This is a genomic window from Streptomyces sp. SLBN-118 (genome assembly GCF_006715635.1).
Classification (GTDB): Bacteria; Actinomycetota; Actinomycetes; order Streptomycetales; family Streptomycetaceae; genus Streptomyces.
The window spans coordinates 1,336,094-1,361,310 of record NZ_VFNP01000001.1; the positions used below are offsets into that span (position 1 = coordinate 1,336,094).

The window sequence follows — 25,217 nt, forward strand, 5'->3', positions numbered from 1 at the left end:
TGTCACTCACCCGGAGGGTGCGCACGGTGGCCTTGAACAACACGTACGACATGAGGCCGCTGCGGCAGGAGACGGCCGCGGGTACGGGCGCACAGCTTGCCATGAGGCCGCGGCACGAGACCGCTGTGGGAGCGGGAGCACAGCTCGCCCTGCTCGCTCTGCTCGGCACGGCGATCGGCCTGGGGCCCGCGGGCTGGCTGACGGGCCTGGCCTTCGGGGTCGCCACCTGGGCCGCGCTGACCCGCGCCCTGCGCCGTTCGTGGCTCGAATCCTTCGGACCGGCCAACCGCGTCACTCTTGCGCGGGCGACCCTCGTGGGCGGTGTGACCGCGCTGGTCGCGGACTCCTTCGAAAGCCCGCCGCCGGTCACGGTCCTGGTCGCCCTCACCGCGGTCGCCCTGATCCTCGACGCGGTCGACGGCAAAGTCGCCCGCCACACCGGATCGGCGTCCCCGCTGGGGGCACGCTTCGACATGGAAGTCGACGCCTTCCTGATCCTGGTGCTCAGCGTCTATGTCTCCATGTCCCTGGGCCCGTGGGTACTGCTGATCGGCACCATGCGCTACGCCTTCGTCGCGGCGGCCCGGGTCCTGCCGTGGCTGAACGGAGCCCTGCCGCCGAGCACGGCCCGCAAGACGGTGGCCGCGCTCCAGGGGATCATCCTCCTGGTGGTCGGCGCCGGGATCCTGCCGGTCGTGCCGGCTTCCGGGGCGGTCCTTGTGGCACTGGCGCTGCTGATGTGGTCCTTCGGACGGGACATCAGGTGGCTGTGGCGGGTACGGGACGGGGAAGCGACAACGGAAGTCCGCCGGTCGCCCGACCTGTCCCCCGCCTCCGACCGCCCGCAGACGCTTCAGACTCCCGCGAACTCGATGAACTCGACCCAAGCGGCCTGAGACACCGCGAGCCGCGGTCCGTCCTTCGCCTTGGAGTCGCGGACGTGGACGGCGTCCGGGCGGCAGGCAACCTCCACGCAGTCGTCACCCTCGGAACCGCTGTGGGAAGACTTGTACCAGTGCAGGGCGACCTCCACGCAGCTGTCACCCTGGGAACCGCTGTGGCTGCTCTTGAACCAGTTGAGCTCGTCGTTGGTGCTCATAGCGCTCCTCGCATCCGCTTCAACAGGTCCTCCGAGTCCGCCGGGGACAGGGCCTGTGAGCGCATCTTGGCATAGCGCATCTGCATCACGCTGACCGCTTTCGGGTCGGAGTTCAGCTGACCGGTCTTCTGCCCCTCCGAGTAGCCAAGCCACTTGTTGTCGGGCGTCTCCAGAAGCCGCATCGGGCCGTCCGAACCGGCGTGATGAGGCTGCCGCAGCGGCATGACCTGCAGCTCGACGTTCCACAACTCGGCGCAGGCGATGAGGTGGTCGAGGAGTTCCCGTGTGACGCCCTCACCGCCGGTGTGCCGCAGCAGCACCGCCTCCTCGACGATGAAGCTGAACGCGATCGGCGGCGTACGGACCAGCAGCTCCTGCCGCTCCGTACGCGCCGCGATCCGCTCCTCGACCTCCGCCTGGGTGGGCGGCGGCGGGACGTTCAGCATCACGGCACGCGCGTACGCCTGAGTCTGCAACAGGCCAGGAACCACCCGGCATTCGTACGTGCAGAGGCTGACGGCCGCCGACTCCAGTTGGGCCCAGAGCCGGAACCACGCGGCCAGACCCGGCCGTCGCGACACATGCTGGGCCACCGCCCGCAGCACCCCGAACGAGTCCAGGGCCTCCTCCGCCCGCTCGACGAAGTCGCCGGGCGGCATGCGGCGCCCCTGCTCGATCGAGGCGACGCAGGCATGCGAGTAGCAGACCAGCGGCGCGAGCTGCTCCTGTGTGAGCGAGGCCCGTTCACGGAAGACCTTGAGGACGGCTCCGAACGCTTTGAGGCTGTCGGACTGTTCGGGTGCACTGCTGTTCGCCATGGGCGGCGACCCCCTTGTCGCGCTTGTCGCACTCGTTGCACCTGTACAACGACCCCATGCTCACGTGGGGTTACTCGTACGGTCCAGCGGGCGAGCTCGTACGGGACAACGCGTACGAGCCGAGGAGTTTCGGGTGGTTCGCCCTATCCGTTGCTGGATGTGTCCGAAAACTAGGCAGGAGACTTTTCAACAGGTACGTTTCGCTCCCGGAGTTGCACTGCGTAGCGCCCCCGACACGGGGAAGGGAGCGGCCATCATGCGAGGAAGCGGTCCTCCCCTGCGCACTGAGCCACTGAGATCGGGCGGCCTCGCCGACTCGGTGTACGAGACGGCCGAGCGGGACCCGTCCCTGGTGCAGCTCTCCCGGCTGACCGGCCCACGGCCGGAGACCTGGGAACCTGTCAGCGCACAGCGGTTCCGTGACGACGTGATGGCGGTGGCCAAGGGGTTCCTGGCGAACGGCATCCGCTTCGGCGACCGGGTCGCGCTCATGTCCCGTACCCGGTACGAGTGGACGCTCCTGGCGTATGCCCTGTGGTCCATCGGCGTCGAGATCGTTCCCGTCTACCCCACCTCGTCCATCGAGCAGGTGCGCTGGATCCTCTACGACGCCCAGGTCCGGGCCGTCGTGGTCGAGCACGAGAACCATGCGATGACCGTGGCGGCGGCCACTGACGCCGATTCCCGGCTGTCCGCGATCTGGCAGATGGACCTGGGCTGTGTGGAATCCCTGATCGGTCAGGGCATCGGCGTGGAAGACGAATTGATCCACCGTCACCGCGCCGCCGTGATGTCCGACCAGGTCGCCGCTGTCAGCTACACCTCCGGAACCACCGGCACCCCCAAGGGCTGCCTCGTCACGCACGCCAATCTGGCCGCGGAGTGCGACACCCTCCTCGAAGGCTGGGGCGGGATCATCGCCGAGCCCGGTGTGCAGCCGTCGATCCTCAACTTCCTTCCCGTCGCGCACATTTACGGGCTGATGGTCGTCGTCTGCTGTCTTCGCGGCGGTGTCCGGCTCGGTCACCAGCCCGATCTGGCGCCCGAGTCGCTGCTTCCGGCCCTGACCGAGTTCCGGCCGACGTTCCTGTTCGCGGTCCCGTACATCTTCGAGAAGATCTTCTACAGGGCCCGCCGCGCCGCCGAGGAGGCGGGACGCGTCAGTCTCTTCGACAAGGCCGCCGCCGTCGCGGTGCGCTACGCCGAAGCCGCGGAATGCCACGCCATGGGCACGGGCCACGGCCCGAGCCCGTCGCTGAAGGTTCTGCACTCCGTGTATGACCGCCTGGTGTACGGCAAGCTGCGCGAGGTGCTGGGCGGCCAGGTGCGCAACGCGGTGTCCGGCGGCTCGACACTCCGCAGGGAGTTGGGGCTGTTCTTCGCGGGCACCGGCATCACCGTCTACGACGGTTACGGCCTCACCGAGACCTCCGGCGCGATCACGGCCCAGCCTCCGGGGGCGGTGCGATTCGGCACCGTGGGCCGCCCGATCCCCGGCTCGTCGGTGCACATCGCGGACGACGGCGAGGTGTGGGTACGCGGCGCCACGGTCTTCGCGGGGTATCTCAACAACCCGAAGGCCACCGAGGCTGTCCTGCGCGACGGCTGGTTCGCCACCGGGGACACGGGCCACCTCGACGGCGAGGGCTACCTCGTCATCACGGGCCGCAAGAAGGACATCATCATCACCAGCGGTGGCAAGAGCGTGGCCCCGCTTCCCCTGGAGGAACAGCTGCGCCACCACCCACTGATCTCGCAGTGCCTGATCGTGGGCGACGACCAGCCCTACGTCGCGGCACTGATCACGGTGGACCCGGAGGCGCTGGCGCACTGGCAGAGCCTCAAGGGCAAGCAGCCGGCGGACGTCTCCGCGATGACGGACGACGAGGAACTACGAGCCCAGATCCAGCGCGCGGTCTCGCGGGCGAACACCAGCGTCTCGCGGGCGGAGTCCATCCGGGCCTTCCGCATCCTGCCGAACGAGTTCAGCCTGGACGACGGCCTGATGACGCCGACGCTGAAGCTCAAGAGGCGGGCGATCGCGGGGGCGTACGCGGCGGACATCGAGGCGCTGTACATGCGCTGAGGGTGGTGTGGCTGCAGTTGGGCGGCCTCACTCCTGGGCAGACGAGGTTCAGGGGTTCAGAAGTGCGCGGAACCGGACAAAATCATGATTCGAGGGTTGGCTCACCGGTCCCGCTGGAGCCGCTGCTCACGGTGCTGATCAAGCGTCACAGGTAACGGTTTGACCAGCCCACTTCAAGCCACTACTTTCTCCGCACCGGCTTGCTCCAAGAGGACAGGCCCAAGCGCGGTCCTTTGGGGGGACGCTGTGAACTGGTACGTGGATGTACTCAAGAAGTACGCGGTATTCGGCGGGCGTGCGCGTCGGCAGGAATACTGGATGTTCGCCCTTTTCAACATCATCATCAGCGCCGTACTGGCGGTCCTCGACAACGTGCTCGGCACGAGCTTCCTCCAGCTGATCTACGCGGTCGGCGTGCTCCTTCCGGCCCTCGGCGTCACGATCCGCCGACTGCACGACACGGACCGCTCCGGCTGGTGGGTCCTCATCGCGCTGATCCCGCTGGTGGGCTTCATCATCCTGATCGTCTTCCTGGCCACCGAGGGCAAGCCGAACGAGAACGCGTACGGCCCGAACCCGAAGGCCGTCGCGGCATTCTGACGCTGACGCGCCGGCCGGCGGGACCGCTCCCTGCCGGCCGGTGACGCCACCGTCCGCTCGATTGCCCGTCAGCTCCGGCTGACGGGCAATCGTCGTTGTGCGCGGGACTGGACGAAGGCGCCCCGCCTTTTCTTTGGTTCTCGGCTTGCCTGCTCAGATGCGGGCGTCCAGGCTTCGGACCATGTCGGGGATTTGTCGGCGCCCTGTGATGCCGAGTTTACGGAATCCGCTGGTGAGGTGGTTCTCCACCGTGCGCTGTGTGATGAAGAGCTGCTGAGCGATTTCACGGTTCGTCAGGCCGCGTGCTGCCAGGACTGCGACCCGGCGTTCACTGGTGGTCAGGGCCTGGATTCCGACCACGCGGCTGGTGCGTGGCCGTGCCCCGAACTTACGTAGTCTGTCGAGGGCCTGGGTGCTCAGTCCTGCCGCTCCGCAGTGCTGGGCGAGGCGGAGCCCGCGGCGGGCCAGGTCGCGCGCAATCCGGGTGTGACCGGCTTCGAACCTCAGGGTGGCGAGTGCGACGAGCGAGCGAGCCTGCTCCACAGCGGCCCCGGCCTGGTCCAGCAGGTCCACGGACTCTCCCAGAAGGCGCTGTCCGTGCCGGCCACGCGCTGCAAGACCGGCGGCACGCAGCGAGATGCCGAGAGCCCGAGGCGCGCCGAAGGTACGCGCCTGCTCGACCTCCTGCTGTGCGAGGAGTTCGGCTGGACGTTGGTCGCCCATGGCCAAGTATGTGACAGCTGCCAGGGAACGCCAGGGCAGGACGGCGGGGTTGTCCCGGTGCCAGGCACTCTGGCGTCGTCCGCACTCGGTGAGGTCCTGCAGGGCGGCCTCGAGATGGCCGCGTGCGAGGAAGAGCCGTGCGCGGGCCTCCAGGAGATGGGTCCAGTGCCAGTCCGGCTCGAGGCGGGTGCAGTCGGGGCGGGCGAGGAGTTCCGCCGCTTCGTCGGTCTGTTCGGTTTCCACCAGGGCACGTGTCAGGGTGGCGGTCGCCAGGGCGAGCCTGCTGTCTCCGCGGGAGGAGGAGAAAAGGTTGAGGCAGTCGCGGCCGAGGTCGATTGCCGTGTGCAAGTCGCCGGACCGGTACGCGAACTCGCTCTGGCTCATCGCCACCAGGATCCGGGATGACGCACGGTTCTCCTGAGTGTCGTCGGCGAGGCGGTCGACGAACGGGGCTGCTTCCTTCCCTTGGTCGCACCAGGTCATGGACAGTACGGCGTGTCCGGCGGCCGTGGTCATCACTCCCCGGGGCAGTTCGCCCTCCAGTGCCCGGCGCGCCTGAGCAGCCACGGCGGCGGCATCCGTGTTCTGCCCGAGGGCAGCGCCTGCCCGGACGGCTGCCGCCCCTCGCCTGACCACGGGATCGTGCGGATTCCTCGCCTCGAAGTGGTCAGCAGCCTGGGATACATAGGGGCGCTTTGCCGGATCGTCCAGGTCGATCAGCAGACGCTGGAGGTGCAGGTGTGCCACCAGGTCGGGATCCGGGTGGGATGCTCCCGCCGAGGCAAAGGTACGAATTTCGCGATCGAGCAGCTCAACAGCCTGGCATCCCCGGCGGCAACGCGTCAGGGCGTCGGCAAGGACTGTCACCGCCTCGCCCCGTTGCGCCGCGTGGCCGGGAAGAAGGCTGAGGGACTCGGTGAGATGACGGACCGCGGCTGCTGGGTGACGGCCGGCTTCGACGTGGCCCAGCTCCGCGAGAACGATCGCGCGGTCGTCGTCCGTCAGCGGTTCTCGCAGAGCCCTGCGCAAGTAGTCGGCGGCGAGGCCAACTTCTCCACGCACTGTGGCCATTCGGGCAGCGGCACGCAGAACGCTGAGGACCCACGGCAGGCCGGTCGGTTCGGTGGTCAGGAGGTACCCGGCGGTCTCTTCCGGTGGCGCATCCTGGTCGTGCAATTCACGTGCTCTCTGGTACTGCGGGTTTGACCGCTCGCACGGCTCGCGCATGATGATGACGATTTTCCCCGTGTTTCGGTGATCGGATTCCTCGTGTCGCGCGGCCGCGGGACACGGTGCCCCCGATCCCCCGCGGGTGCCGCGTCCTTGAGCGTCCCCCTTGGCTGGAATCCGGCGCTCCTCCACCCTCGTTGGCCGGCCGGGATACGGGCAGGCGGGAAGTACGTGTGTCACTACCCGCTCCGCGGCTACGCACCCGCTGCGTAACCGTGTCGTAGTGTCGTCGCCTCGGGCGCCGTTGATCCCAGCCCTCATGAGGTCCAAAGGGCAGACGGCGGACGGCGGTTGATCTCACGGTGATTCCGTGATGCCCAGGAGTCTCTGATTCGGAATCCTTGATCGGACGACATGCCGGGTGCTCGCAGTCCGGCAGGCGTCCGCTGAAACGCACGCTTCACGCGTCGGCGGCTGCCCTGTCTCGCCCGACTCGAGGACACTGAATGGTACGACCGAAACATCGTTCGCGGCGACGCAGATCCCTGCTGACGTCTCTGCTCATGCTCGCCCTGGTTCCCAGCGCGGCGCTGATCCTCCTCTGGGCCGCGAATGCGTACCGGTCACTCACTGAGGGCCTGGACCTGAGCAGACAGGCGGAGTTGGGGCGTTCTCTTGACCCCAAGCTGGACACCGTGCGCTGGAATCTGGAGACAGAGTTGCGTATCAGCGTGACACGGCTGGCCGATCCGCGTACGTCCCTCGGAGCTCTGGAATCACAGCGGAACATGACCGACAACTCCATAAAGAAGCTCGGCGATCTGGAGCACCGACTCCAGCAGGCCCCGGAGAAAGTCCGAACCGCCCAAATGCCCTTCGCCGTTGCGCTGAGGGACTTTCCGCTGCAGCAGCTCCGCACGCAGATCAATCAGCGTTCCGCAGCAACGTCAACGGTGATGGAGTCTTTCACCTACCTCATCAATAAGCAGGTGACCTCCGCGTTCCAGGCCCGGCAGGTACCGCAGGGACCACTCGTGTCGCAGGCTCAGCCGCTGTCGATGCTCATCATCACCTCACAGGCCCTGCACCTCGAAGACACCCTGATGTCCCAAGGGCTGCCTTCCGGCACCATGAGCCCGGATCAACGAGTGGCGTTCATGACGCCACTGGGCCTGCAGAGGTCGATGCTGAACTACCTGGCAAGCATCCAGTCACCCGCGGAACAGAGCGAGCTGGCGCGGATAACCAACACCGCCGCATGGAAGAGAATGGCGGCAGTCGAGAATGCCGTCGTCGCCGCCCGTACGGATGCCCGAGGCGGCATGATGCTGTCCCCCGGTACTGCACAGTGGAGGTCCGACCTCAATCAGCTGGAGGCGGGTCTGGAGGACCTCATCCGGGCACGCACCGCACGGCTGCTCTCGGCGCAGGCCGACACTGCCGCCACGATACTGCGCCGCGACATCGCGGCAGCCCTTGCCGGGCTCGCGGCTGTAATCGTCTCTGCAACGCTCTCATGGCGGGTGTCCCGCTCCTTGCTGCACCGCATGGCCGGACTCCGCGCCGCCACGCTGGATCTCGCGACGCAACGACTGCCCGCCATCGTCGCCCGGTTGAACCGCGGTGAAACAGTCGACGTCGAAGCCGAAGCGCTCGATCTGGACTACGGCACCGACCAGGTCGGCCAGGTCGCCGAAGCGTTCAATGCTGTCCAGCGCACCGGAATCCGAAGCGCTGTGGAACTCGCTGACACCCGCCGGGGCTTGCAGAAGGCGATTGTGCTCAGCGCTCGCCGCAGCCAGAGTCTCGTCAATGGCCAGCTTGCCCTTCTGGACGAGCTCGAGCGCAAGTACCAGGATCCGGAAGTGCTCACCGACCTCTACCAGCTCGACTCACAGACCAGCCAGCTGCGCCGGTACGAGGAGAACCTGCTGATCATCGGCGGTGCCTGGCCGGGACGCCGGGGGAACCAGCCCGTGCTCCTGTCGGACGTGCTGCGCAGCGCCGTGGGCGAGGTCTCCCAGTACCAGAGAATCACCGTGAGCGCTGACGACAGTGTCCGTCTGATCGGCCCCGCTGTTGCCGCCGTCGTACACCTGATGGCTGAGCTGATGGAGAACGCCGCGAAGTTTTCGCCGCCTTTCTACCCTGTGTCCGTCAGGGTCGACACAGTCCTCAAGGGTGTATCCGTCGAAATCGAGGACCGCGGTATTGGCATGGCCGAAACGGAGTACGCGGATGCCAACCTCAGGCTGGCCCAACCTCCGGTGTCCGACGTGCTCTCCATCGGGCAAGACGCCCGGCTCGGCCTGCTCGTCATCACCCATCTCGCCGTCCGCCTCGGCATCACGGTGACCTTGCGACCGTCCGCGTTCGGCGGCACCTCCGCGGTGGTACTGATTCCCCAGGGGCTGCTGGTCCGTAACACGGAACTGGTCCACGGCACGGAGCACAGCAACCGGCCCGAAGCGCCGGCGGCCGACGCAGTTCCCCCCGACCACCTGCGTCGTTCAGGGCAGTTCTGGCCTTTCGACGGGCAACGCGCCGCCGCCGTTCCGGCCGCAGCCACCTCGGACGCGCCCGCCGGGCCCACCCAAAACGACAGGGCGCCAGGAGAACCCCCACCTTTGCCGCAACGCACTCCTCAGGCCAGCATGGCTCAGGAATTGGGTCTCGTCCCCACACCACATCCCCACCCCCCGGAGCCGCCCGGGCAGCCCCCCTCACCAGAACGGGCCGCACACACCCTGTCGGCTTTCCAACGCGGTACCGCACATGCCAGACGCTCCAGCCCCGGCAGCAGCCGTACGTGACGGCCGGTGAAGTTCATTGCATTCGCAGCCGGAACCACTTCCACCGCCCGGAGAAAAGCACCACATGGCCAAGCATTCCGCACCCAGCGACTACACCCCGCTGGACCTGCTGCTGACCCACCTCGCCGACCAAGTAGCCGACGTCCGCCACGTCCTCGTTGTCTCCCAGGACGGTATGGTCGTCAGCAGGTCCACGTCCCTGGCCCGGCCGGATGCCGAACGTCTGGCCGCCACGGTGTCGGGTCTGATGAGCCTGGGGCGCAGCGTCTGCGCCGGCTTCGACGGCGAAGCGGTCGTCCAGACACTGATCGAGATGCGGCAGGGCTACCTCATCATCACCTCGGCCGGTGGCGGCGCCTACTTGACCGTCCTGAGCACTTCCAGAGCCGACGTCGGCGTGGTCGCGTTCGAAATGAACCTGATCGTCACGCGGATCGGCAAACACCTCGGCACCCCGCCTCGTCGCCCTGAGGCCGCCACCGACTCATCCGGCGGTGCACCCCCCACATGAGTTACCACTCCCGCGCCCGGGTCGTCCATCCGACACTGCGGCCATGCGCAGCGCACCGCTCTCCCGCACCGGAGAGGCCGACGCGATGAGCCGATCCGGGCGCCTCGTACGGCTCTTCGCCCTCACAGCGGGCCGGGCCCGGCCCAGCCGCGATGTCTTCGCCCTGATCACCCAGGTGACTGCGGTGGACGAGCGGACGGCCTCGCCGAACGTCACGCTGCAGCCGGAACACCTGCGCATCCTGCGCGTCTGCCCCACCCCCACGGCAGTCGTCGAAGTCGCCGCCCGTGTCGACCTCCCCGTCTCCGTCGTCACCGTCATGCTCTCCGACCTGCTGGAGGCAGGAAGGATCACCACGCAACCGCCCGCCCACGTCGCCCCATACGCGACTACCGGCCCGGACATCACACTGCTGCAGAGAGTGAGGGAAGGTCTTGCCAGGATCTGACACCGCCCCCGACCTCGTGAAGATCCTCATATCAGGGGGCTTCGGCGTCGGGAAGACCACCACGGTTGCGTCCGTCAGCGAGATCAATCCGCTGCGTACCGAGGAGGTGCTCACCGCACCGAGTTCGGGCACAGACGACCTCACCGGCATCGAGCACAAGACGTCCACCACGGTCGCGCTGGACTTCGGGCGTATCACACTCAGTCCCGATCTGGTGCTCTACCTGTTCGGCACTCCCGGACAGCAACGCTTCTGGTTCATGTGGAACGACCTGGCCATGGGGGCCCTCGGCGGCGTCGTCCTGGTCGACACCCGACGGCTGGAAACCAGTTTCGCCGCGATCGACTTCTTCGAAAACCGCGCCATTCCCTTCATCGTCGCCGTCAACTGCTTCCACGGCCAACAGCCCTACAGTGCCGCCCAGATCCGCGCCGCTCTCTCCCTCCAGCCCACGACCCAACTGTGCCTGTTCGACGCTCGCGACCGCGCCTCATGCCGTGACGTCCTGATGGCCCTGATGGACCAGGCCATCGCCAGGCTCACCATCGCGACCGACGCCACCGGCATTGCCGGGCGCACGGTGGCTCGGAAGCCTGGCCTGCCGTGACCCGACGTCATACCGAATGATCTTTTGATCGGGCTGCTGATCTGCGCCGGCCGCTCAGCGCTTCTCGCAAGGACGGAGCGCGCCGATTGGCTGCCTCCAGTGCCGGCCGACTTGGCCTGCATTCCTTGGTCGGACCTGGGGATTGGCTGAGCCGTTGGTCACGTGGTTGGTCACGCCACTGCGCGGAAATGCAGAAAACCCCTGATGAACAGGGGTATCAGCTGGTGTCCGAGGGGGGACTTGAACCCCCACGCCCGATAAAGGGCACTAGCACCTCAAGCTAGCGCGTCTGCCATTCCGCCACCCGGACAAGGTGACCGCGTTCTCCCGCGGCGACAGGGACAACAATACCAGGGGTTTCAGGTCGTTCTCACCTGCATTTCCCGTGGTCAGTGCGGTGCAGCAGTAGCCGCCGAACGCTCACAGCACCCATCCCGGACGACCTTCACAGTATGCATACAGTTGAGCACTCTCCGCGCTAACTCATGCGCAGGAAATGCGCATGCTCGCGGCCTTGTTGTTGCCGATGATGCTGTCGGTGGAGCGGCGGACGAGCAGGTGGTGGGCGAAGCCGTCGGCGGGCTGCCGGCCGGACAGAGTGACGTCGAACCAGGTCCAGTCGTAGCACCGCTGCCCCTTGGAGCCCTCACCCAGGCTGCGGCGCTCCAACGTTTTCCCGGCGCGGGGCGGGCGGGCCTTCGAGGAGGATCTGGAATGCGTCGCGGGCCGCCGTCGGAACCAGCTGCTACCCCTCGGCGGAGGCCAACGCCCTTGTACAGCCGCGTCCGTGACGCACTCCACACGGTCACAGCCATTTTTAAATAGGCATGCAGCATGCGCGTTTGCTAGCGTCCGGAGTGTGCGACTGACAAAGTTCACCGACCTGGCATTGCGTTCCGTCATGCGCCTGGCGGTCTCCACCGTTGACTACCCTGTGACCACGCGCGACGTGGCGGAAACCATGGACGTTCGATACACGCACGTCGCGAAGGCAATCACACGCCTCCAGCACCTGGGCGTGGTCGAAGCCCGGCGAGGCCGCGGCGGCGGACTGGCACTGACCGACCTCGGACGGCGGGCCTCAGTCGGCTGGCTGATACGAGAACTTGAGGGTGAGGGCGAGGTCGTCGCCTGCGACGACGACCCACCGTGCCCACTGCGCGGGGCCTGCCGCCTGCGACGGGCGCTGCGCGACGCCCAGGAGGCGTTCTACGCCACGCTCGACCCGCTGACCGTGAACGACCTGGTGGCCTCGCCCACCGGACCGGTGCTGGTCGGACTCGTCGGCCGGCCACCGGAGTAATCCACGCAAACCAAGGGGGGCGGTTCCCCGCGCCCTTAAATGCGAAGATCATCTACTGATTAAGGAGTCGCTGTGCTCTCCGAGCAGTCCACCCCCGTTGTCCGAGCCACGCTGCCGGTGATCGGCGCCGCCATCGGGGACATCACCGAGCTGTTCTACCGGAAGCTGTTCGATGCCCAACCCGAGCTGCTGCGGGACTTGTTCAACCGGGGCAACCAGGCCAACGGGCATCAGCAGCAGGCGCTGGCCGGATCCATCGCGGCGTTCGCGGGCATACTGCTGGAGAGCCCCGACTCCCGCCCGGACGCGATGCTCGCTCGCATCGCACACAAGCACGCCTCCCTCGGCATCACCTCCGACCAGTACAAGATCATCCACCGTCACCTCTTCGGAGCGATAGCCGATGTGCTGGGCGACGCCGTCACCCCCGAGGTCGCCGCGGCGTGGGACGAGGTCTACTGGCTGATGGCCAACGCGCTGATCGCCATCGAGGCCCGTCTCTACCAGGAGGCCGGCGCCGCCGAGGGCGACATCTGGCACAGCATGGAGATCACCGAGCGACGTCAGGAGACACCCGACGTGGTCTCGTTGGGTCTGCGGCGCGCCGACGGCCGCCCCACGGAGCCCTTCCGGCCGGGCCAGTACGTCAGCGTCCAGGTCGAACTGCCCGACGGCGCCCGGCAGATCCGCCAGTACAGCCTGTCCGCCGCCCCGGGCCGCCCGCACTGGCGTATCACCGTCAAGCGCGTGCGGAACGATGTGAATCCGGACGGTGAAGTCTCGTCCTGGCTCCACGAGCACGCGCGGCCGGGCGACACTCTCACCGTGTCCGCCCCGTTCGGCGACCTGGTCCTGCCAGAGGGTGACGGCCCGCTGCTCCTGGCGTCCGCCGGTATCGGCAGCACACCCATGCTGGCCATGCTCGACCATCTCGCCTCCAGCGGCTCGGCCCGCCCGGTGACCGTGGTCCACGCCGACCGCTCCCCAGCCGACCACGCGCACCGCGACGAGCAGCGCACCCTGGCGCTGGCGCTCCCGGACGCGCGGCTCCACCTGTGGTACGAGGAGCCCGGCGACCAGGCACCGGACGCGTCGACCGGCCGGGCCGACCTCACCGCACTGGAACTCCACCCGGCCTTGACCGCCTACCTGTGCGGCCCGCTGCCCTTCATGCGCGGGGTCCGCGACGACCTACTGCGCCTCGGCGTGCCTGCGGGAATGATCCACTACGAGGTCTTCGGACCGGACCTCTGGCTGGGGCGACAGTAGGGCCGTGTCCACCGAGACGGTCTGAATGGCGCGACGGGCCAGAGCAGATGGCCGAGGGGAAAGACAGCGACAGAAGGCGGCCACCCGAACCGGGCCCCGCGCAGAAAACGAAAGGGCAAACCGCATGCATGCCACCTCGGCCGCCGTAGCCGTCGCCGCCACTTTCGTCTGGCTCGGGATGGTGCTCGCCATCTCCTTCCTGGAGGCGCCGCTGAAGTTCCGCGCCCCCGACGTGACGGTAAGGATCGGGCTCGGCATCGGCCGCCTCGTCTTCCGAGCGCTCAACCGCGTCGAGGCCGTGCTGGCGACCGTCGTAGTCGCGGCGGTCGCCGGCGGCGATCCCCCGGTGGCCGTGGCGGTCCTGGCGGCCATCCCCGTCGTGCTGCTGGCGGTGCAGCTCACCGCTGTCCGCCCCGTCCTCAACCGCCGGTCCGACCGGGTGATGGCGGGGAAGGAAGTCCCGCGCTCCCACGCCCATTTGGTCTACGTGGCCTGCGAGTCGGCCAAGGCGGTCACGCTGCTCGTACTGGGCACCGTCACGCTTCATGGCTGATGAATCCATCAGAATCAACCGCAGAGGCCGGATGCAACGCACTGAGCCGAAGTGCTCGTGCGGATCGGTCACCGAGCCGGGCGGCTGAAACTTCGGCGGCGGATGCGGGCCTACGGGAACGGTGCCGCCACTTGGTGAGCTCGACTCACGTCCTGGAGAAGCCGAAAAAGCAGGTGGACTGTGCGTAGTGGTGTACGTGTTTTCCCCCTTTCTTGCTGTATGGGTACGTGTGCAACGTGAGGTGTCCCCTCCCTTCACCTCCGGATGACGGCCATGGAACCCTCGAAGTCACTCTCCCCACCAGACCGGAAACCGACGTACACCACCGTCGACGACGGTACGGCGGACGGCCCGCGGAATACGGACCACACTTCATGTCGGCTCGCCCACCGACCGGAGGCAGTCGGCCGCGCTCGCCGAATCGTCGGGGCGATGCTGGGCAACTGGCAGGTCGGTGAGGACGCAGCCACCTCCGTGCTGCTTGTGGTGTCCGAGCTGGTGACCAACGCTGTCGAGCACGCGTGTCCGCCGTTGGCCGTGCATCTCCACCTGCATCGTGAGCATGCGGGTCTGCGGGTGTGGGTCGGAGTCACCGACGGCGGCCCGGCCGAGCGCCACGGGAATTGGGCAGCGACCTGCGCCGCCGACGAACGCGGGCGGGGGCTGTGCATCATCGACGCTCTGGCCACCTCCCACGGCAGCCGTACCCACTGGGGTGGCACAACCCACTGGGCCCGCCTGTCTGTGCGGCAACACGCTCCAATCCCAGGTTTGAGCCCGTGAGCTCTGATGTTGGTGACGCCCTTCGTTTCGATCATGCGGCATGCCGCCGTGGCACCGGTGGGGCTGTCTGTCCGCTGTCGCTGCGCTCAGCGCACCGCGGCCCCCGGAGGTAACGCTCAGCGCTTCCTCGTACACGGAATGGAGTCGGACGCGTCTGCGGGTGGCCAAGCCGGGCTGGGACTGCGCAACCTCGGTCGGGAGTGGGGCCCTCCTTGGCAACGGCGAAAACATAGGTACCGGCATACGCAGTTTCCCGGTCGCCTTCCCCGAGACCCAAGCGTCCCATTTGAGTACTACAACTTTCGAACGTGATCGAAGGTACCCAAATGTGTTCCCACACCAGCCCATGCCCCTCCTGGGACGCACCAGACCACGACGCAGCCCGCGTGGTGGCCTTCCACCCCGACCAGGGATGGTTCCTGCTCTGCAACGGTGTGGTGCTCTTCGACGACACCCGTGAAGTCCTCCCGAACCGCTCCATCATCCCGCCGCAGCGGGTCCCACCGGACAGGATCCCGTCATGAACTCCACCCCGCACTGCCACACGTCACCTGTTCCGCTTGTATCCCTACTGCTGAAACGGGTGAAGGCGATCGCCACGCCGGCCAAGAGCTTTGCCCGGCATCTGCGCGGAGGAGTTGGGTCCGGACAGCCGGGAGAAGGCGGCACATGGAATACACGCTGAACCACAGCTCAGCCGACCGGACGGCGATGTACCTGCGTTGCTACCCCTATGACACCTCACAAATGGCAACCCACCAGAAAAAGCTGCTCAGGCAGGCCCGTCGGCTCGGGCTGGCCGAGCCGGTCCTCTACCTGGACAACGGCGTCCGTTCATTCGGCCCTCGGCCCGCTCTCGAACAATTCCTCCAACGCAGCGCCGACGGCGTCTACAAGGTGCTGTTGGTAACAGGACTGTTCGTGTTCTCCATCCACGACAACGAAGCCCGCGCCCTGGCTGAAGGAATCCGCAGCTTCGGATGCGAGATTGTGGAACTGCCGTCCCCCACCAGGTTCCCCGCGACAGGAGTCAATGGTGCTGACCTGCACTGACCCTGCATGGGAAAAGTGGACAGGCAAGACCATCACCTTGCCCGACGGTATCCGCGCAACCGTCCGGATGGCCCGTCGTGGACGTACGGCGGACACGCTCTGGGTTGTCGATACCCGCGGAACCATGCACCAGGTCAGCTCACGCCGACTCTGCCCGGCACACCACCACGATCGCGGACCCGTCCGCTGAGCGGGCCCCCGGATCCGGTGGACCGCGACTTCGTCGCTGCGGCGCCGAACCGGTGCTGGATGGCAGACTTCACACGCCTCGCGATCTGGGCCGGCACCGGCTACCTCGCCTTCGTCATCGACACCTTCTCCCGCCGCACCTTGGGCTGGTCCGCAGCCACAACCAATCCCACCGAACTCGTCCTGGCCGCAGTGGAAGATGAGTCTGTGGCAGCGCGATCGGGAACGCAGAAGACAGCAGCCCGGAACAGCCCATCCATCACAGCGACGCGGGCAGCCGGTACACCTCGTTCAAGCTCGCCACCCACCTGGACGGCGAGGGCATCGTGGCGCCCATCGGCTCGGTCGGCGACGCCCACGACAACGCCTTGATGGAGTCCACAATCGGCCTGTTTACGTCGGGCGCCACCACCGTAGGGCTCACAGACGGGCACTCGCCCGCCGTGCCGGGGGGACAAGCACAGCGGGCGAGCGGAGGAGGGGCCGCTCCACGGGACAAGCCTGCCGGGCCGTTCGCTCGAGGCATCACGGAATCTCCGTGAGAAACCGGGCAGGAGGGGCACCGGGACGGTGTTCGCGGCCACGACCGGGTCGCGCACCGCATCGATCCGTACTGATGCCTAACGCCCGAACCGACCTGGCCTCCAGGAACGCGGCTGCGCGGAATGCGTCCCAGGGAACGGCATGCAGACCCGGGCCCGGCAAGCGGCATCACGCTCACGCCGCAGCGTCGGCGAAGGGCCCTCCTTGGCAACGGCGAAAACATAGGTACCGGCATACGCAGTTTCCCGGTCGCCTTCCCCGAGACCCAAGCGTCCCATTTGAGTACTACAACTTTCGAACGTGATCGAAGGTACCCAAATGTGTTCCCACACCAGCCCATGCCCCTCCTGGGACGCACCAGACCACGACGCAGCCCGCGTGGTGGCCTTCCACCCCGACCAGGGATGGTTCCTGCTCTGCAACGGTGTGGTGCTCTTCGACGACACCCGTGAAGTGTCCCGAACCGGCACGCCCCTGGTAGGCCGGCTGACAACTCGACATGTGTCATCCCTGGCCCATTCGGGGCCCAGCCGCCGCCTCGCTGTGGCCCGAACCGGGTCACGCCACTGCCAGCCGCCTCAACCCCGGGGCAAGCTCGCACCCTCGCACCCGCTCACCTGCCGCTGCCTTGCACTTCCCGCTGCTATGGGCTTGCACCCCGCGACTGCCTCGTCCGAGTACGCTCACGACCGAGAGGATCCCCGTCATGCGAACCACAAGACCCCGCCCTCGACCGCCCGCCGCCTATCTGCGCTACTACCCCCAGAACCCATCAGCGGCCAACCGGGACCGTATCGCGCTGCGCAGCTTCGCCGCTCGCCTGGGGCTGCCCACCCCGGTCCTCTATCTCGACAACGGCTGCCCCGCCACAGGATTGCGGCCTGAGCTGGAAAGGCTCATCACCGCGGTGATGAAGGGCAACCATCGCCTGCTCGTGGTGCCCGGGCTGTGGGTGTTCTCGCCCGAGGACGACCAAGCCCGCCTCACAGTCCGCATGCTCTCCGCAGCCGGGTGCTTGCGGATCTTCGAGCTCCCCGACCGTGCCCGGAGGCCCGTGGTTCCTGGCCCCGCAAGCCTTCGCATCCCGTGCCAGAAGAGACCCGGCCTCTGAACGCGCGAGAGGAGCGACCGGTCTGCTGGAGGCGATCGTTATCTTGGGTTGTCAAATGAACTTGCAGGTCAGTGGGGGCAGAGGCGTGCAGGCAAGTAAGTCACGTTCTACGGCCTAATTGATGGTCTGATTGGGTGGGAAGGGGCGGCGACGGCGACGGACGGTGGCTTCCGTGGCGTGTGGGGCGGTGACGGTGCAGTCCTTCGGGATGGCGCGGATGGCGATGGCGACCCCGCTGGTGATCTGACAGCGGCGGCCGATGGCAACACCTGGACCGATGCTGATGTTGTTGCCGGTCTGAGTTTCGTCGCCGATGACCGCCCCGAACTGGGGCGTTCCGCAGCGGTAGAGGCCGAGGCCCGTGCGGATGATGACCTCGCGGTCGGGCTTGCGCATGTCGGTGGTCATGTTGATGGCGGCCACGGTGACCTTGGCCGAGAGGTGGGCTCGGGTGCCGATGATCGTCCGGTTCACGCCGATTCGGTGCCCTTGGACGGCGTCCTCTCCCATGAATGCTGCGGTTACTTCGCAGTTGAAGCCGACTTGGGCGCCGGCGCACAGGACGCTGCCCTTGCGGACGGTGGTGAACTCGTGGACCTTGACGTCCGGGCCGATGATCACGTCGTCTCCGATGATCGCCGTGGGGTGGATGTATGCGCTCGGGTGGATGCGCTGGTCTTCGCTGAGCAGAGTCAGAGCCTCGCGCTGGAGGCCCCGCCACTTGGTCAGAAGCCGTATCGCAACCGAACGTGATCGTTTGATTTCTGCTGGTCAGGCATGGTGTCGCTCGGACTGAGGCAGGGATGCGGCGTCGTGTGTCCGCTTTCATGGCCGAGAGGTGCGCGGTGGCGTCGGTGCTGGGAATGCTGGAGGAGCGGGAGGCGACTGCCCGTGTGCGGGTGGAAGGGCTGCGGGACGAAGTCGCCCGGCTGGCTGGGATGTTGGAGGCCGCCGAGATCGAGCTGGACCGGCGGGTGATCGCGCGGGAGGAACTGGTCGAGGCCCTGGCTGTCTCCGCGGCCGAGTCAACTGCCGTGACCGAGGTCGAGGCTGAGCAGGAAACCGCCCCCTCGCCCGTGCCGGGCTCGACGGTGCCGTCCTGGCGGGACGGGTTGCCGGTGACGGTGCTGGCGCCGGATTACCAGCGGCTTCTGGGGGTGCTGGAGGAGGGGCGGTCAGCGGCGAGTTTCTGCCGGCAGGTTGACCGGGTCGCCGGTGTAGCCGCCGTCGGCCCAGACGAGGGTGATGTCGCGGTGCATGCGGCGCACCCGGTCAGCAGGCCCGCGGCGGCGTCCCGATCGCCGATGTTCGCAGCGGTGACCGCCACGATCAGGAGCAGGCCGAGGCAGTCGGTCACGATGTGCCGCTTTCGCCCGGGCACCTTCTTCCCGCCGTCGTAGCCGCGTGAGGCGGCCGGCACCGTCGCAGCGGCCCGCACCGACTGCGCGTCGATGACCCCGGCCGTGGGCTCGGCCTCACGGCCCTCGCACTCCCTCACCCGTCCACGCAGCCGGTCGTGGAACTCGGTGATCAGCCCGTGCTCGCGCCAGCGGCGGAAGAAGCCGTAGACCCGGCCCCAGTCGGGGAAGTCCGCGGGCATCGCCCGCCACGAGATCCCGCCCGCGACCAGGTAACGGATCGCGTCCAGCATCTGGCGGTTGGCAGTAGCCCTCGGGCTGTCCGCCCCGCCCCTGGAGCCAGGCCGGCACCGGCAGCAACGGCCGGATGGCCGCCCACTCCGCGTCCGTCATGTGCCCGGCATCATCGGCAGTACCGGCTGGGACCGGTCCAGCGCCTGGATCTGGCTCTTCTCGTCCACGCAGAGCACGACCGCCTTCTCGGGCGGGTGGTGGTACAGGCCGACAACGTCGACGACCTTGGCGACGAACTGCGGATCGGTGGACAGCTTGAAGGAGTCCTGCAGGTGGGGCTTGAGGTCGAACCGCTTCCAGATTCGCCCGATCGTCGACTTCGACAGGCCAGTGCGCTGGGCCATCGAGGCCCGTGACCAGTGCGTGTCCTGGCCCGGGACCGACTCCAGGGTGGCCACGACGACCTCCTCGACCTGGTCGAGGAGGATCGAAGGCGGCCGGCCCGAGCGCGGCTCGTCCTGCAGGCCATCGAGGCGTTTGGCGATGAACCGGGCCCGCCAGCGGCCCACGGTCGACCTGTCGATGCCGAGGTCGGCCGCGGCCTGCTGGTTCGTCCCGCCCTCCGCGCAGCGCAGCACGATCTTGGCCCGTAACGCGAGGAACTGGGCGGTCTTGGCCTGCCGAGCCCACTGCTGCAACTGTCCGCGCTCAGCATCGTCGAGGATGAGGTCGGCCTTCGGCCGACCAATCCAGCCGGCGCCCTCAAGCCCAGCCATCCGCTCTGCAGCGAATGCCCGACGCCACTTGCCGACCGTCTTGGCCTGGACACCGACGAGCCGTGCGACACCCGCGTTTGACATGCCGTCAGCACACGCCAGGATGATGCGGGCCTTCTCGGCCGAGCGCCGGTGCGGCATTTTCGTCCGGCGCACCAACTCGGCGCGCTCGGCCTCGGACAACGCGATCACCACAGCGGAAGGACCCGAATGCGACATGACGACAGGGTACTTACTAACCATCAGGATTTCTGGCGCATCACACTAGGTACTGAAACAGGTAATTACCCAGTGTTCTCCAGGGCCGGCGCGTGGCCACGATGGGCAGGCAGGACAAAAGCTCTACTGTCGCTGTCGCGCGACCGGCACCCGGCTGGCGCGACGTCACGCTGTCAGTGGCGTGACGAGAACCGTTTCAACCCGCTTTGACCTATTTATCGTCAACATGTTACGGCCTGAAATGTCTGGACGCTCCCCAGAGGGTGCGTCCCAGGGCGATTGCAAAGTCCTTTGATCGCGCATCGGCGCAGGCCAGTTGAGGCCGAGGAGGGCCAGTGGCCGCTCGTAGGGGCGGAGGGCCGTCGCGCGGAGTCCGGCGGCGATGTTGGTGGGCCGGCGGTGCGGAGCTGGTTGATGGCGAAGCTGCGCAGGGTGGCCATGTCCTCCGAGCTGTGCCCGGTGCGGATCTTGGAGGCGTCTTCGTGGAAGGTGGTGTCGCGGACGAAGTGGAGTCTGTTTTCGATCACCCAGTGTGCTCTCAAGATCGTTGCGATCCTTTCGCGGGACGCTTGTCGGCTGGTGAGGTCGGTGATCATGTAGGCGGTCTCGCGGCTCTGCTTGCCGGTCTTGGTGTCGGTGCGGTGGCGGACGGCCTTGGCGACCTGGGCGGCGTGGGGGAAGTCGACGCCGAGGTCGGTGACGGTCAGGGCCTGCACGACCCGGGTCTCCTTACGTCCATGGCCCGTAGTGCGGTCGTAGAACTTCGCCGTCGCCTCCTGCCAGAGCAGGGTCCGCATCTGCTCGTAGAGGTTCTTCTGGTTCCGCTTCACGGTGAAGGCGTAGTGCGCCCTCTTGACGTCGACGAGGAAGCGGGCGTGCTCGCGCTGGGTGTGCAGTGCGTCGCCGGTCACGGTGACTCCTCGCAGGTCATAGGGGTCCAGGAGGGCGGCGAAGCAGGTGATTTCGTTGGTCTTTTCCGGAACCCTGAGCTGGGTGACGGTCATGCCGGTGCCCGTCATCGCGGCCAGCAGGTGGGCGGCCGGGGTGGCGCCCAGGCGCGAGCCGCGGGCGCTCTTGCCGTCCAGGGCGAGGGTGTCACATCCGGCCGGGTCGTGGCCGAGGAGGTCGGCCAGGCCGCCGGGGCAGGTGTCCTTGACGACCCGGCGGATCGTCGCACCGCTGGGCGGGATACGCACGGCCAGGGCGGTCACGGTACGGGCACCGAGCCGGGCCAGGACATCCTGCGGGGCCTCGGCCGCCCACTCGCTGATCACTACGTATCTCGTCGCACCGGTCACCACGGCGGAGCAGGCGATCAGCAGCACTGCCACGAAGGGGTGACGCTTCCCGCGCCGGCACCGCGGATCGGCCAGCGTCGCCAGCCGCTCGGCCAGCGGACCCGTCGCACAGTGCTGACGGCTGGGCGACTTGACCAGACAGACAGTGGCAGACCGACGGCACATCGAAGCTCCGTTGCGGGACGGCGACTTGGCAAGGTCACCTCCACAACGGAGCTTCGTTGCGTCCGATCGCGCACCCGACCAGCATCGTCATACCGCCGTGACCTGCACATCCGAGAGATCACCACAATTTTGCAATCGCCGTGGCGGTCATGCCCCCAGTATCGGTGCGCCCACTGACAACGGGGGCCGGTCGCACTTTGGAGTTCCTTGAGAGTCGAGCCGGTCCCATGTCCACACGCGAGTGGCGCCCCTGACCCTGTTGCCCAGGACCTGGGGGACCAACCGACCGAACGAACCGGACTGTCAAGGAGTTTTGAGCGTGGAGACATTGGCACGGTGGTGCTATCGGCACCGGCTGTTGGTCCTGTTGCTGTGGGTGGGGGCGCTGTTCGGCCTGGGTTTCTCGGCGTCGACGGCGGGCACGGACTACGCGAACGTCTTCTCCCTTCCCGGCACGGACTCCAAGCGGGCGTACGACCTGATGGAGAAGGCGTTCCCGGACAGCTCGGGCGACACCGACACGGTGGTGTGGAAGGTCGGCTCGGGCTCGGTGAAGGACCAGGACGTACGGTCCCGGATCCAGTCGGCGCTGGAGAAGATCGCGGGGATGAAGGGCGTCGGCGACGTCACCGACCCCTACTCGGGCCCCCGGGGCGCGGCGCAGATCAGCAGTGACGGACGGATCGCGTATGCGCAGATCACGTTCGCGGACCAGGCGAACGCCGTACCCAAGGACCTCGTCCAGGACGTCGTCGACACCGCGCAGGCCGCCGAACGCGGCGGTCTCCAAGTGGAGCTCGGCGGCCAGGCGATCCAACGGGTGCAGGAGCTGCCGACGGGCCTTGCGGAGATGGTCGGCATCGTGGCCGCCGCCGTCGTGCTGTTCCTGGCCTTCTGCTCGCTCTTCGCGATGCTGCTGCCGATCGGCGTGGCCGTCTTCGGTGTGGGCACGGGCCTGTTCTCCACCCAGCTGCTCGGCCACACCACGGACATCCCCGACCTGGCGCCGCTGCTCGCTACCCTGATCGGGCTCGGCGTCGGCATCGACTACGCGCTGTTCATCGTCACCCGGCACCGGCGCGGCATCCTGCGCGGCGTGGACCCGCAGCAGTCGGCGGTCACCGCCCTCAACACCTCCGGCCGCGCGGTGCTGTTCGCGGGCGGCACTGTGTGCATCGCGCTCGCCGGAATGCTGGTGACGAACCTGCGCTTCCTGGACGGCGTGGTGATCGGCACCTCCCTCACGGTGGTGCTGAGCGTGCTCGCGGCGACCACGCTCCTGCCGGCCCTGCTCGGCTTCCTCGGCCCCCGGGTGCTCAGCCGCCGTCAGCGCCGCCGGCTCGCCGCACAGGGCCCCGAGCAGGAGCGGGCGAGCGGACTCGCGGCGCGCTGGTCGACGGGCGTACAGAAGCGCCCCCGTACGATCGCCGCGCTCGCCGTGGTCCTCATGGCCGCGCTCGCCCTCCCGGTGCTGTCGCTACGGCTGGGCGCGACGGACCAGGGCAACGACGACGCGTCGACGACCACGAGGAAGGCGTACGACCTGCTCGCGGAGGGCTTCGGCCCCGGCTTCAACGGCCCGCTCCAGGTGGTGACGTCCGGCGGCGACACGACAACCCTGGTGAAGGACCTCGAGGCGACGTCTGGGGTGGCCCGGGTGGCACCGCTGCCCCCCGCCCAGGGCGTCACCGTCATCCAGGTGGTCCCGACGACCTCACCGCAGTCGAAGCAGACGGACGACCTGATCGACGTCCTGCGGGACGAAGTGATCCCGAAAGCGGGCGTGCAGGCGCACGTGGGCGGTGTGACGGCGGTGTCGAAGGACTTCGCGACGGTCACCGGCGACCGCCTCCCGTACTTCATCGCGACCATCGTCGGCCTGGGCTTCCTGCTCCTGCTGATCGCCTTCCGCTCCCTGGTGGTGCCGCTGACGGCAGCGGTGATGAACCTGATCGCGGCGGCGGCCTCCTTCGGCGTCCTCGTCGCGATCTTCCAGTGGGGCTGGGGCCTGGAACTGCTCGGCCTCGGCAAGGAGGGCCCGATCAACGCCTTCCTGCCGGTCATCATGCTGTCCCTGCTCTTCGGCCTGTCGATGGACTACCAGGTGTTCCTGGTGAGCCGGATGCACGAGGAGTGGGTCCACACGAAGGACAACGCGCGCGCGGTGCGGGTCGGTCTTGCCGAGACCAGCCGTGTCATCAACTCCGCGGCCCTGATCATGGTCTGTGTGTTCCTGGCGTTCGTGCTCAGCGGCGACTCGGGCGCGGCGACGGCGGGCGTGGGCCTGGCGGTCGCGGTGGCCCTGGACGCGTTCATCCTGCGTACGGCGCTGGTGCCGGCGGCGATGCATCTGCTGGGCGGCGCGAACTGGTGGCTGCCGGGGTGGCTGGAGAAGCGGCTGCCGCACCTTGCGGTGGAGCCCAAGGAAGAGGCCGAGGAACCGGCTGAACTGGAGAGCGGCCCCGCCTCGGTGGTCCACGGCTACGTCCGCACGGCGGACGGCGACCCCGTCGAGCACGCCGCGGTGACCCTGCTCTCGAAGTCCGGCCGCCAACTGGACCGCGTGACGTCCCTGGCCGACGGCTCGTACATCGTGTCGGTACCGGCGCCGGGTTCCTATGTGCTGGCGGTGACGGCGGGCTCGTACGGCTCAAGGGCCAGGCATGTGGCGGTGGCGGAGGGGCCGGTGGTGTACGACGTGGAGCTGGCGGAGGGGGAGGTGGACGCGGTCAATTAGCCTCCGACCGGCCCCCGGCAGTAGCTGGTATCCGGGCGGCCGGGGCCGGGCGGCGCCCCGTCCGTGTCGGATCCGGTCTCCCACGTGAGGCGGAGCTGCTCTGCGGCATCGGTGGCTTGGCGAAGACCCGCCTGGTAGGCCGGTTCCCAGGCCGTGCGGTCGTTCAGGTCTGAGCCAAAGGCGCGTATCGATGCCGGATCGGGCTCGATGGTTACCACTGTGTGCACCCCGGCGACCGCCAGCTCCTGGTGGAGCAACTCGCGGGGGAACAGGTGCGCTTGTGGGTCGATCACGACGAGCGTGCGGGCTCCGGCTGCAAGTCCGGGATTGGTCGCCGACCGCAGGGAGCCGTCCATGTATCGGCGGCCGTTGATGCTGATCGGTGGTAGATGCCCGGGAAGGCCGTGCCTGCCGCCACGGCCGAGGGCAGCGGTGCGCCACTGGCACGGTCGAAGACCTCCTTCTCGCCGGTCTCAGCGTCCAGCACAGTAATGAGCAGCTTCCGGTCCGGCCACTGGTCTGCGCCGGCCGTGGCGCGCATCCGGGCAATATGTGCCTGCTCGGGGCCGGTCTCGGCGGCGAGCGCGATCTGGCCCACTCGGCGCCGCGCCTCGGCTGGGTTCGAGGCGGCATTGCCGAGCACGGCGAACGCCTCGCCCAGTCGACGCCCGTCCACCTGGGGCGGGGTGCCGTCGGAGTCGGCGGGGCGCACAGGAGTGGCGAGCAGGCTGGGTCCTGACCGGTGGCCAGC

25 protein-coding genes, 1 tRNA gene and 2 pseudogenes are annotated in these 25,217 nt (G+C 67.8%); 17 read left to right on the forward strand and 11 right to left on the reverse strand.

Annotated elements, in window-relative coordinates; all coding sequences use genetic code 11:
* Nucleotides 1-26 precede the first annotated feature (26 nt).
* On the forward strand, nt 27-896 hold the full coding sequence (locus FBY35_RS06085) for a CDP-alcohol phosphatidyltransferase family protein (RefSeq protein ID WP_142212798.1): 870 nt from the start codon (nt 27-29) through the stop codon (nt 894-896).
* Here FBY35_RS06085 and FBY35_RS06090 read toward each other — a convergent pair.
* Together FBY35_RS06090 and FBY35_RS06095 are read right to left on the reverse strand one after the other, a co-directional pair.
* A complete protein-coding gene (locus FBY35_RS06090) occupies nt 854-1,099 on the reverse strand; it encodes a DUF397 domain-containing protein (protein WP_142212799.1) in 246 nt (81 codons plus the stop codon). The two genes, FBY35_RS06085 and FBY35_RS06090, sit on opposite strands and share 43 nt — an antisense overlap.
* Nucleotides 1,096-1,917, reverse strand: a complete 822-nt coding sequence (locus FBY35_RS06095; protein WP_142212800.1) for a helix-turn-helix transcriptional regulator — start codon at nt 1,915-1,917, stop codon at nt 1,096-1,098. Before FBY35_RS06095 ends, FBY35_RS06090 begins: the two co-directional genes overlap by 4 nt.
* Nucleotides 1,918-2,173: 256 nt before the next feature.
* On the opposite strand from FBY35_RS06095, the gene FBY35_RS06100 reads away from it, so the two are divergent.
* Together FBY35_RS06100 and FBY35_RS06105 are read left to right on the forward strand one after the other, a co-directional pair.
* Nucleotides 2,174-4,003: a long-chain fatty acid--CoA ligase gene (locus FBY35_RS06100; protein ID WP_142212801.1), complete on the forward strand. Its 1,830-nt coding sequence runs from the start codon at nt 2,174-2,176 to the stop codon at nt 4,001-4,003.
* Nucleotides 4,004-4,249: 246 nt separating this feature from the next.
* Nucleotides 4,250-4,603, forward strand: coding sequence for a DUF805 domain-containing protein (locus tag FBY35_RS06105; RefSeq protein ID WP_142212802.1), 354 nt, complete (start codon nt 4,250-4,252; stop codon nt 4,601-4,603).
* Between the two features lie 153 nt (nt 4,604-4,756).
* Here the strand turns inward: FBY35_RS06105 and FBY35_RS06110 are convergent, their stop codons facing one another.
* Nucleotides 4,757-6,397, reverse strand: a complete 1,641-nt coding sequence (locus FBY35_RS06110; RefSeq protein ID WP_160159242.1) for a LuxR family transcriptional regulator — start codon at nt 6,395-6,397, stop codon at nt 4,757-4,759.
* 662 nt (nt 6,398-7,059) lie between these two features.
* On the opposite strand from FBY35_RS06110, the gene FBY35_RS06115 reads away from it, so the two are divergent.
* The 4 genes from FBY35_RS06115 to FBY35_RS06130 all read left to right on the forward strand — a co-directional run bounded on the left by FBY35_RS06115 (nt 7,060) and on the right by FBY35_RS06130 (nt 10,875).
* Nucleotides 7,060-9,309, forward strand: coding sequence for an ATP-binding protein (locus FBY35_RS06115; RefSeq protein WP_222123110.1), 2,250 nt, complete (start codon nt 7,060-7,062; stop codon nt 9,307-9,309).
* 64 nt (nt 9,310-9,373) lie between these two features.
* Entirely contained in the window at nt 9,374-9,820 is a 447-nt protein-coding gene (locus FBY35_RS06120) for a roadblock/LC7 domain-containing protein (RefSeq protein WP_142212805.1), read from the forward strand.
* 43 nt (nt 9,821-9,863) lie between these two features.
* On the forward strand, nt 9,864-10,268 hold the full coding sequence (locus FBY35_RS06125) for a DUF742 domain-containing protein (protein ID WP_260848531.1): 405 nt from the start codon (nt 9,864-9,866) through the stop codon (nt 10,266-10,268).
* Nucleotides 10,255-10,875, forward strand: a complete 621-nt coding sequence (locus FBY35_RS06130) for an ATP/GTP-binding protein (RefSeq protein ID WP_142212806.1) — start codon at nt 10,255-10,257, stop codon at nt 10,873-10,875. Before FBY35_RS06125 ends, FBY35_RS06130 begins: the two co-directional genes overlap by 14 nt.
* Before the next feature lie 222 nt (nt 10,876-11,097).
* Here FBY35_RS06130 and FBY35_RS06135 read toward each other — a convergent pair.
* Nucleotides 11,098-11,185, reverse strand: a tRNA-Leu gene (locus tag FBY35_RS06135).
* Nucleotides 11,186-11,358: 173 nt separating this feature from the next.
* The gene (locus FBY35_RS06140; RefSeq protein WP_142212807.1) at nt 11,359-11,544 is read right to left on the reverse strand and encodes a hypothetical protein; all 186 of its coding nucleotides are present in this window, start codon (nt 11,542-11,544) and stop codon (nt 11,359-11,361) included.
* 190 nt (nt 11,545-11,734) lie between these two features.
* On the opposite strand from FBY35_RS06140, the gene nsrR reads away from it, so the two are divergent.
* The 9 genes and pseudogenes from nsrR (at nt 11,735) to FBY35_RS36960 (ending at nt 17,679) form a co-directional block, all read left to right on the forward strand.
* Nucleotides 11,735-12,178, forward strand: coding sequence for a nitric oxide-sensing transcriptional repressor NsrR (nsrR, locus tag FBY35_RS06145; protein ID WP_142212808.1), 444 nt, complete (start codon nt 11,735-11,737; stop codon nt 12,176-12,178).
* 72 nt (nt 12,179-12,250) lie between these two features.
* Complete coding sequence (locus tag FBY35_RS06150; RefSeq protein WP_142212809.1) at nt 12,251-13,447, forward strand: globin domain-containing protein; 1,197 nt, start codon at nt 12,251-12,253, stop codon at nt 13,445-13,447.
* Nucleotides 13,448-13,571: 124 nt separating this feature from the next.
* A complete protein-coding gene (locus FBY35_RS06155; protein ID WP_142212810.1) occupies nt 13,572-14,000 on the forward strand; it encodes a hypothetical protein in 429 nt (142 codons plus the stop codon).
* 273 nt (nt 14,001-14,273) lie between these two features.
* The gene (locus tag FBY35_RS06165; RefSeq protein ID WP_142212811.1) at nt 14,274-14,783 is read left to right on the forward strand and encodes an ATP-binding protein; all 510 of its coding nucleotides are present in this window, start codon (nt 14,274-14,276) and stop codon (nt 14,781-14,783) included.
* A gap of 326 nt (nt 14,784-15,109) precedes the next feature.
* Complete coding sequence (locus FBY35_RS06170; RefSeq protein ID WP_142212812.1) at nt 15,110-15,307, forward strand: DUF5999 family protein; 198 nt, start codon at nt 15,110-15,112, stop codon at nt 15,305-15,307.
* Nucleotides 15,308-15,452: 145 nt separating this feature from the next.
* Nucleotides 15,453-15,836 carry a hypothetical protein gene (locus FBY35_RS06175; RefSeq protein ID WP_142212813.1) on the forward strand — a complete coding sequence of 128 codons (384 nt, stop codon included), beginning with the start codon at nt 15,453-15,455 and terminating at the stop codon, nt 15,834-15,836.
* A 6-nt stretch (nt 15,837-15,842) separates the two neighbouring features.
* Entirely contained in the window at nt 15,843-16,397 is a 555-nt protein-coding gene (locus FBY35_RS37960) for a DDE-type integrase/transposase/recombinase (protein WP_142212814.1), read from the forward strand.
* 489 nt (nt 16,398-16,886) lie between these two features.
* A pseudogene (locus FBY35_RS36955) lies at nt 16,887-17,015 on the forward strand (DUF5999 family protein); the annotation flags it as partial.
* 259 nt (nt 17,016-17,274) lie between these two features.
* Nucleotides 17,275-17,679 carry a recombinase family protein gene (locus tag FBY35_RS36960; RefSeq protein WP_186356868.1) on the forward strand — a complete coding sequence of 135 codons (405 nt, stop codon included), beginning with the start codon at nt 17,275-17,277 and terminating at the stop codon, nt 17,677-17,679.
* Between the two features lie 114 nt (nt 17,680-17,793).
* On the opposite strand, the gene FBY35_RS06190 is transcribed toward FBY35_RS36960, so the two are convergent.
* The 4 genes and pseudogenes from FBY35_RS06190 to FBY35_RS06210 all read right to left on the reverse strand — a co-directional run bounded on the left by FBY35_RS06190 (nt 17,794) and on the right by FBY35_RS06210 (nt 21,729).
* Entirely contained in the window at nt 17,794-18,441 is a 648-nt protein-coding gene (locus tag FBY35_RS06190; RefSeq protein WP_142212816.1) for a transferase, read from the reverse strand.
* A 376-nt stretch (nt 18,442-18,817) separates the two neighbouring features.
* Nucleotides 18,818-19,330 carry a transposase gene (locus tag FBY35_RS06200; RefSeq protein ID WP_260848532.1) on the reverse strand — a complete coding sequence of 171 codons (513 nt, stop codon included), beginning with the start codon at nt 19,328-19,330 and terminating at the stop codon, nt 18,818-18,820.
* A gap of 102 nt (nt 19,331-19,432) precedes the next feature.
* A pseudogene (locus tag FBY35_RS06205) lies at nt 19,433-20,242 on the reverse strand (IS630 family transposase); the annotation flags it as partial.
* Between the two features lie 245 nt (nt 20,243-20,487).
* Nucleotides 20,488-21,729 (reverse strand): ISAs1 family transposase, encoded by a 1,242-nt coding sequence (locus FBY35_RS06210; protein ID WP_142212817.1) that lies wholly within the window; start codon nt 21,727-21,729, stop codon nt 20,488-20,490.
* Nucleotides 21,730-22,057: 328 nt separating this feature from the next.
* On the opposite strand from FBY35_RS06210, the gene FBY35_RS06215 reads away from it, so the two are divergent.
* Nucleotides 22,058-24,466 carry an MMPL family transporter gene (locus FBY35_RS06215; protein ID WP_142214927.1) on the forward strand — a complete coding sequence of 803 codons (2,409 nt, stop codon included), beginning with the start codon at nt 22,058-22,060 and terminating at the stop codon, nt 24,464-24,466.
* On the opposite strand, the gene FBY35_RS06220 is transcribed toward FBY35_RS06215, so the two are convergent.
* Nucleotides 24,463-24,759, reverse strand: a complete 297-nt coding sequence (locus FBY35_RS06220) for a hypothetical protein (protein WP_142212818.1) — start codon at nt 24,757-24,759, stop codon at nt 24,463-24,465. The two genes, FBY35_RS06215 and FBY35_RS06220, sit on opposite strands and share 4 nt — an antisense overlap.
* Complete coding sequence (locus tag FBY35_RS06225) at nt 24,756-25,178, reverse strand: hypothetical protein (RefSeq protein WP_142212819.1); 423 nt, start codon at nt 25,176-25,178, stop codon at nt 24,756-24,758. The genes FBY35_RS06220 and FBY35_RS06225 overlap by 4 nt, the downstream gene beginning before the upstream one ends.
* Between the last annotated feature and the right edge of the window lie 39 nt (nt 25,179-25,217).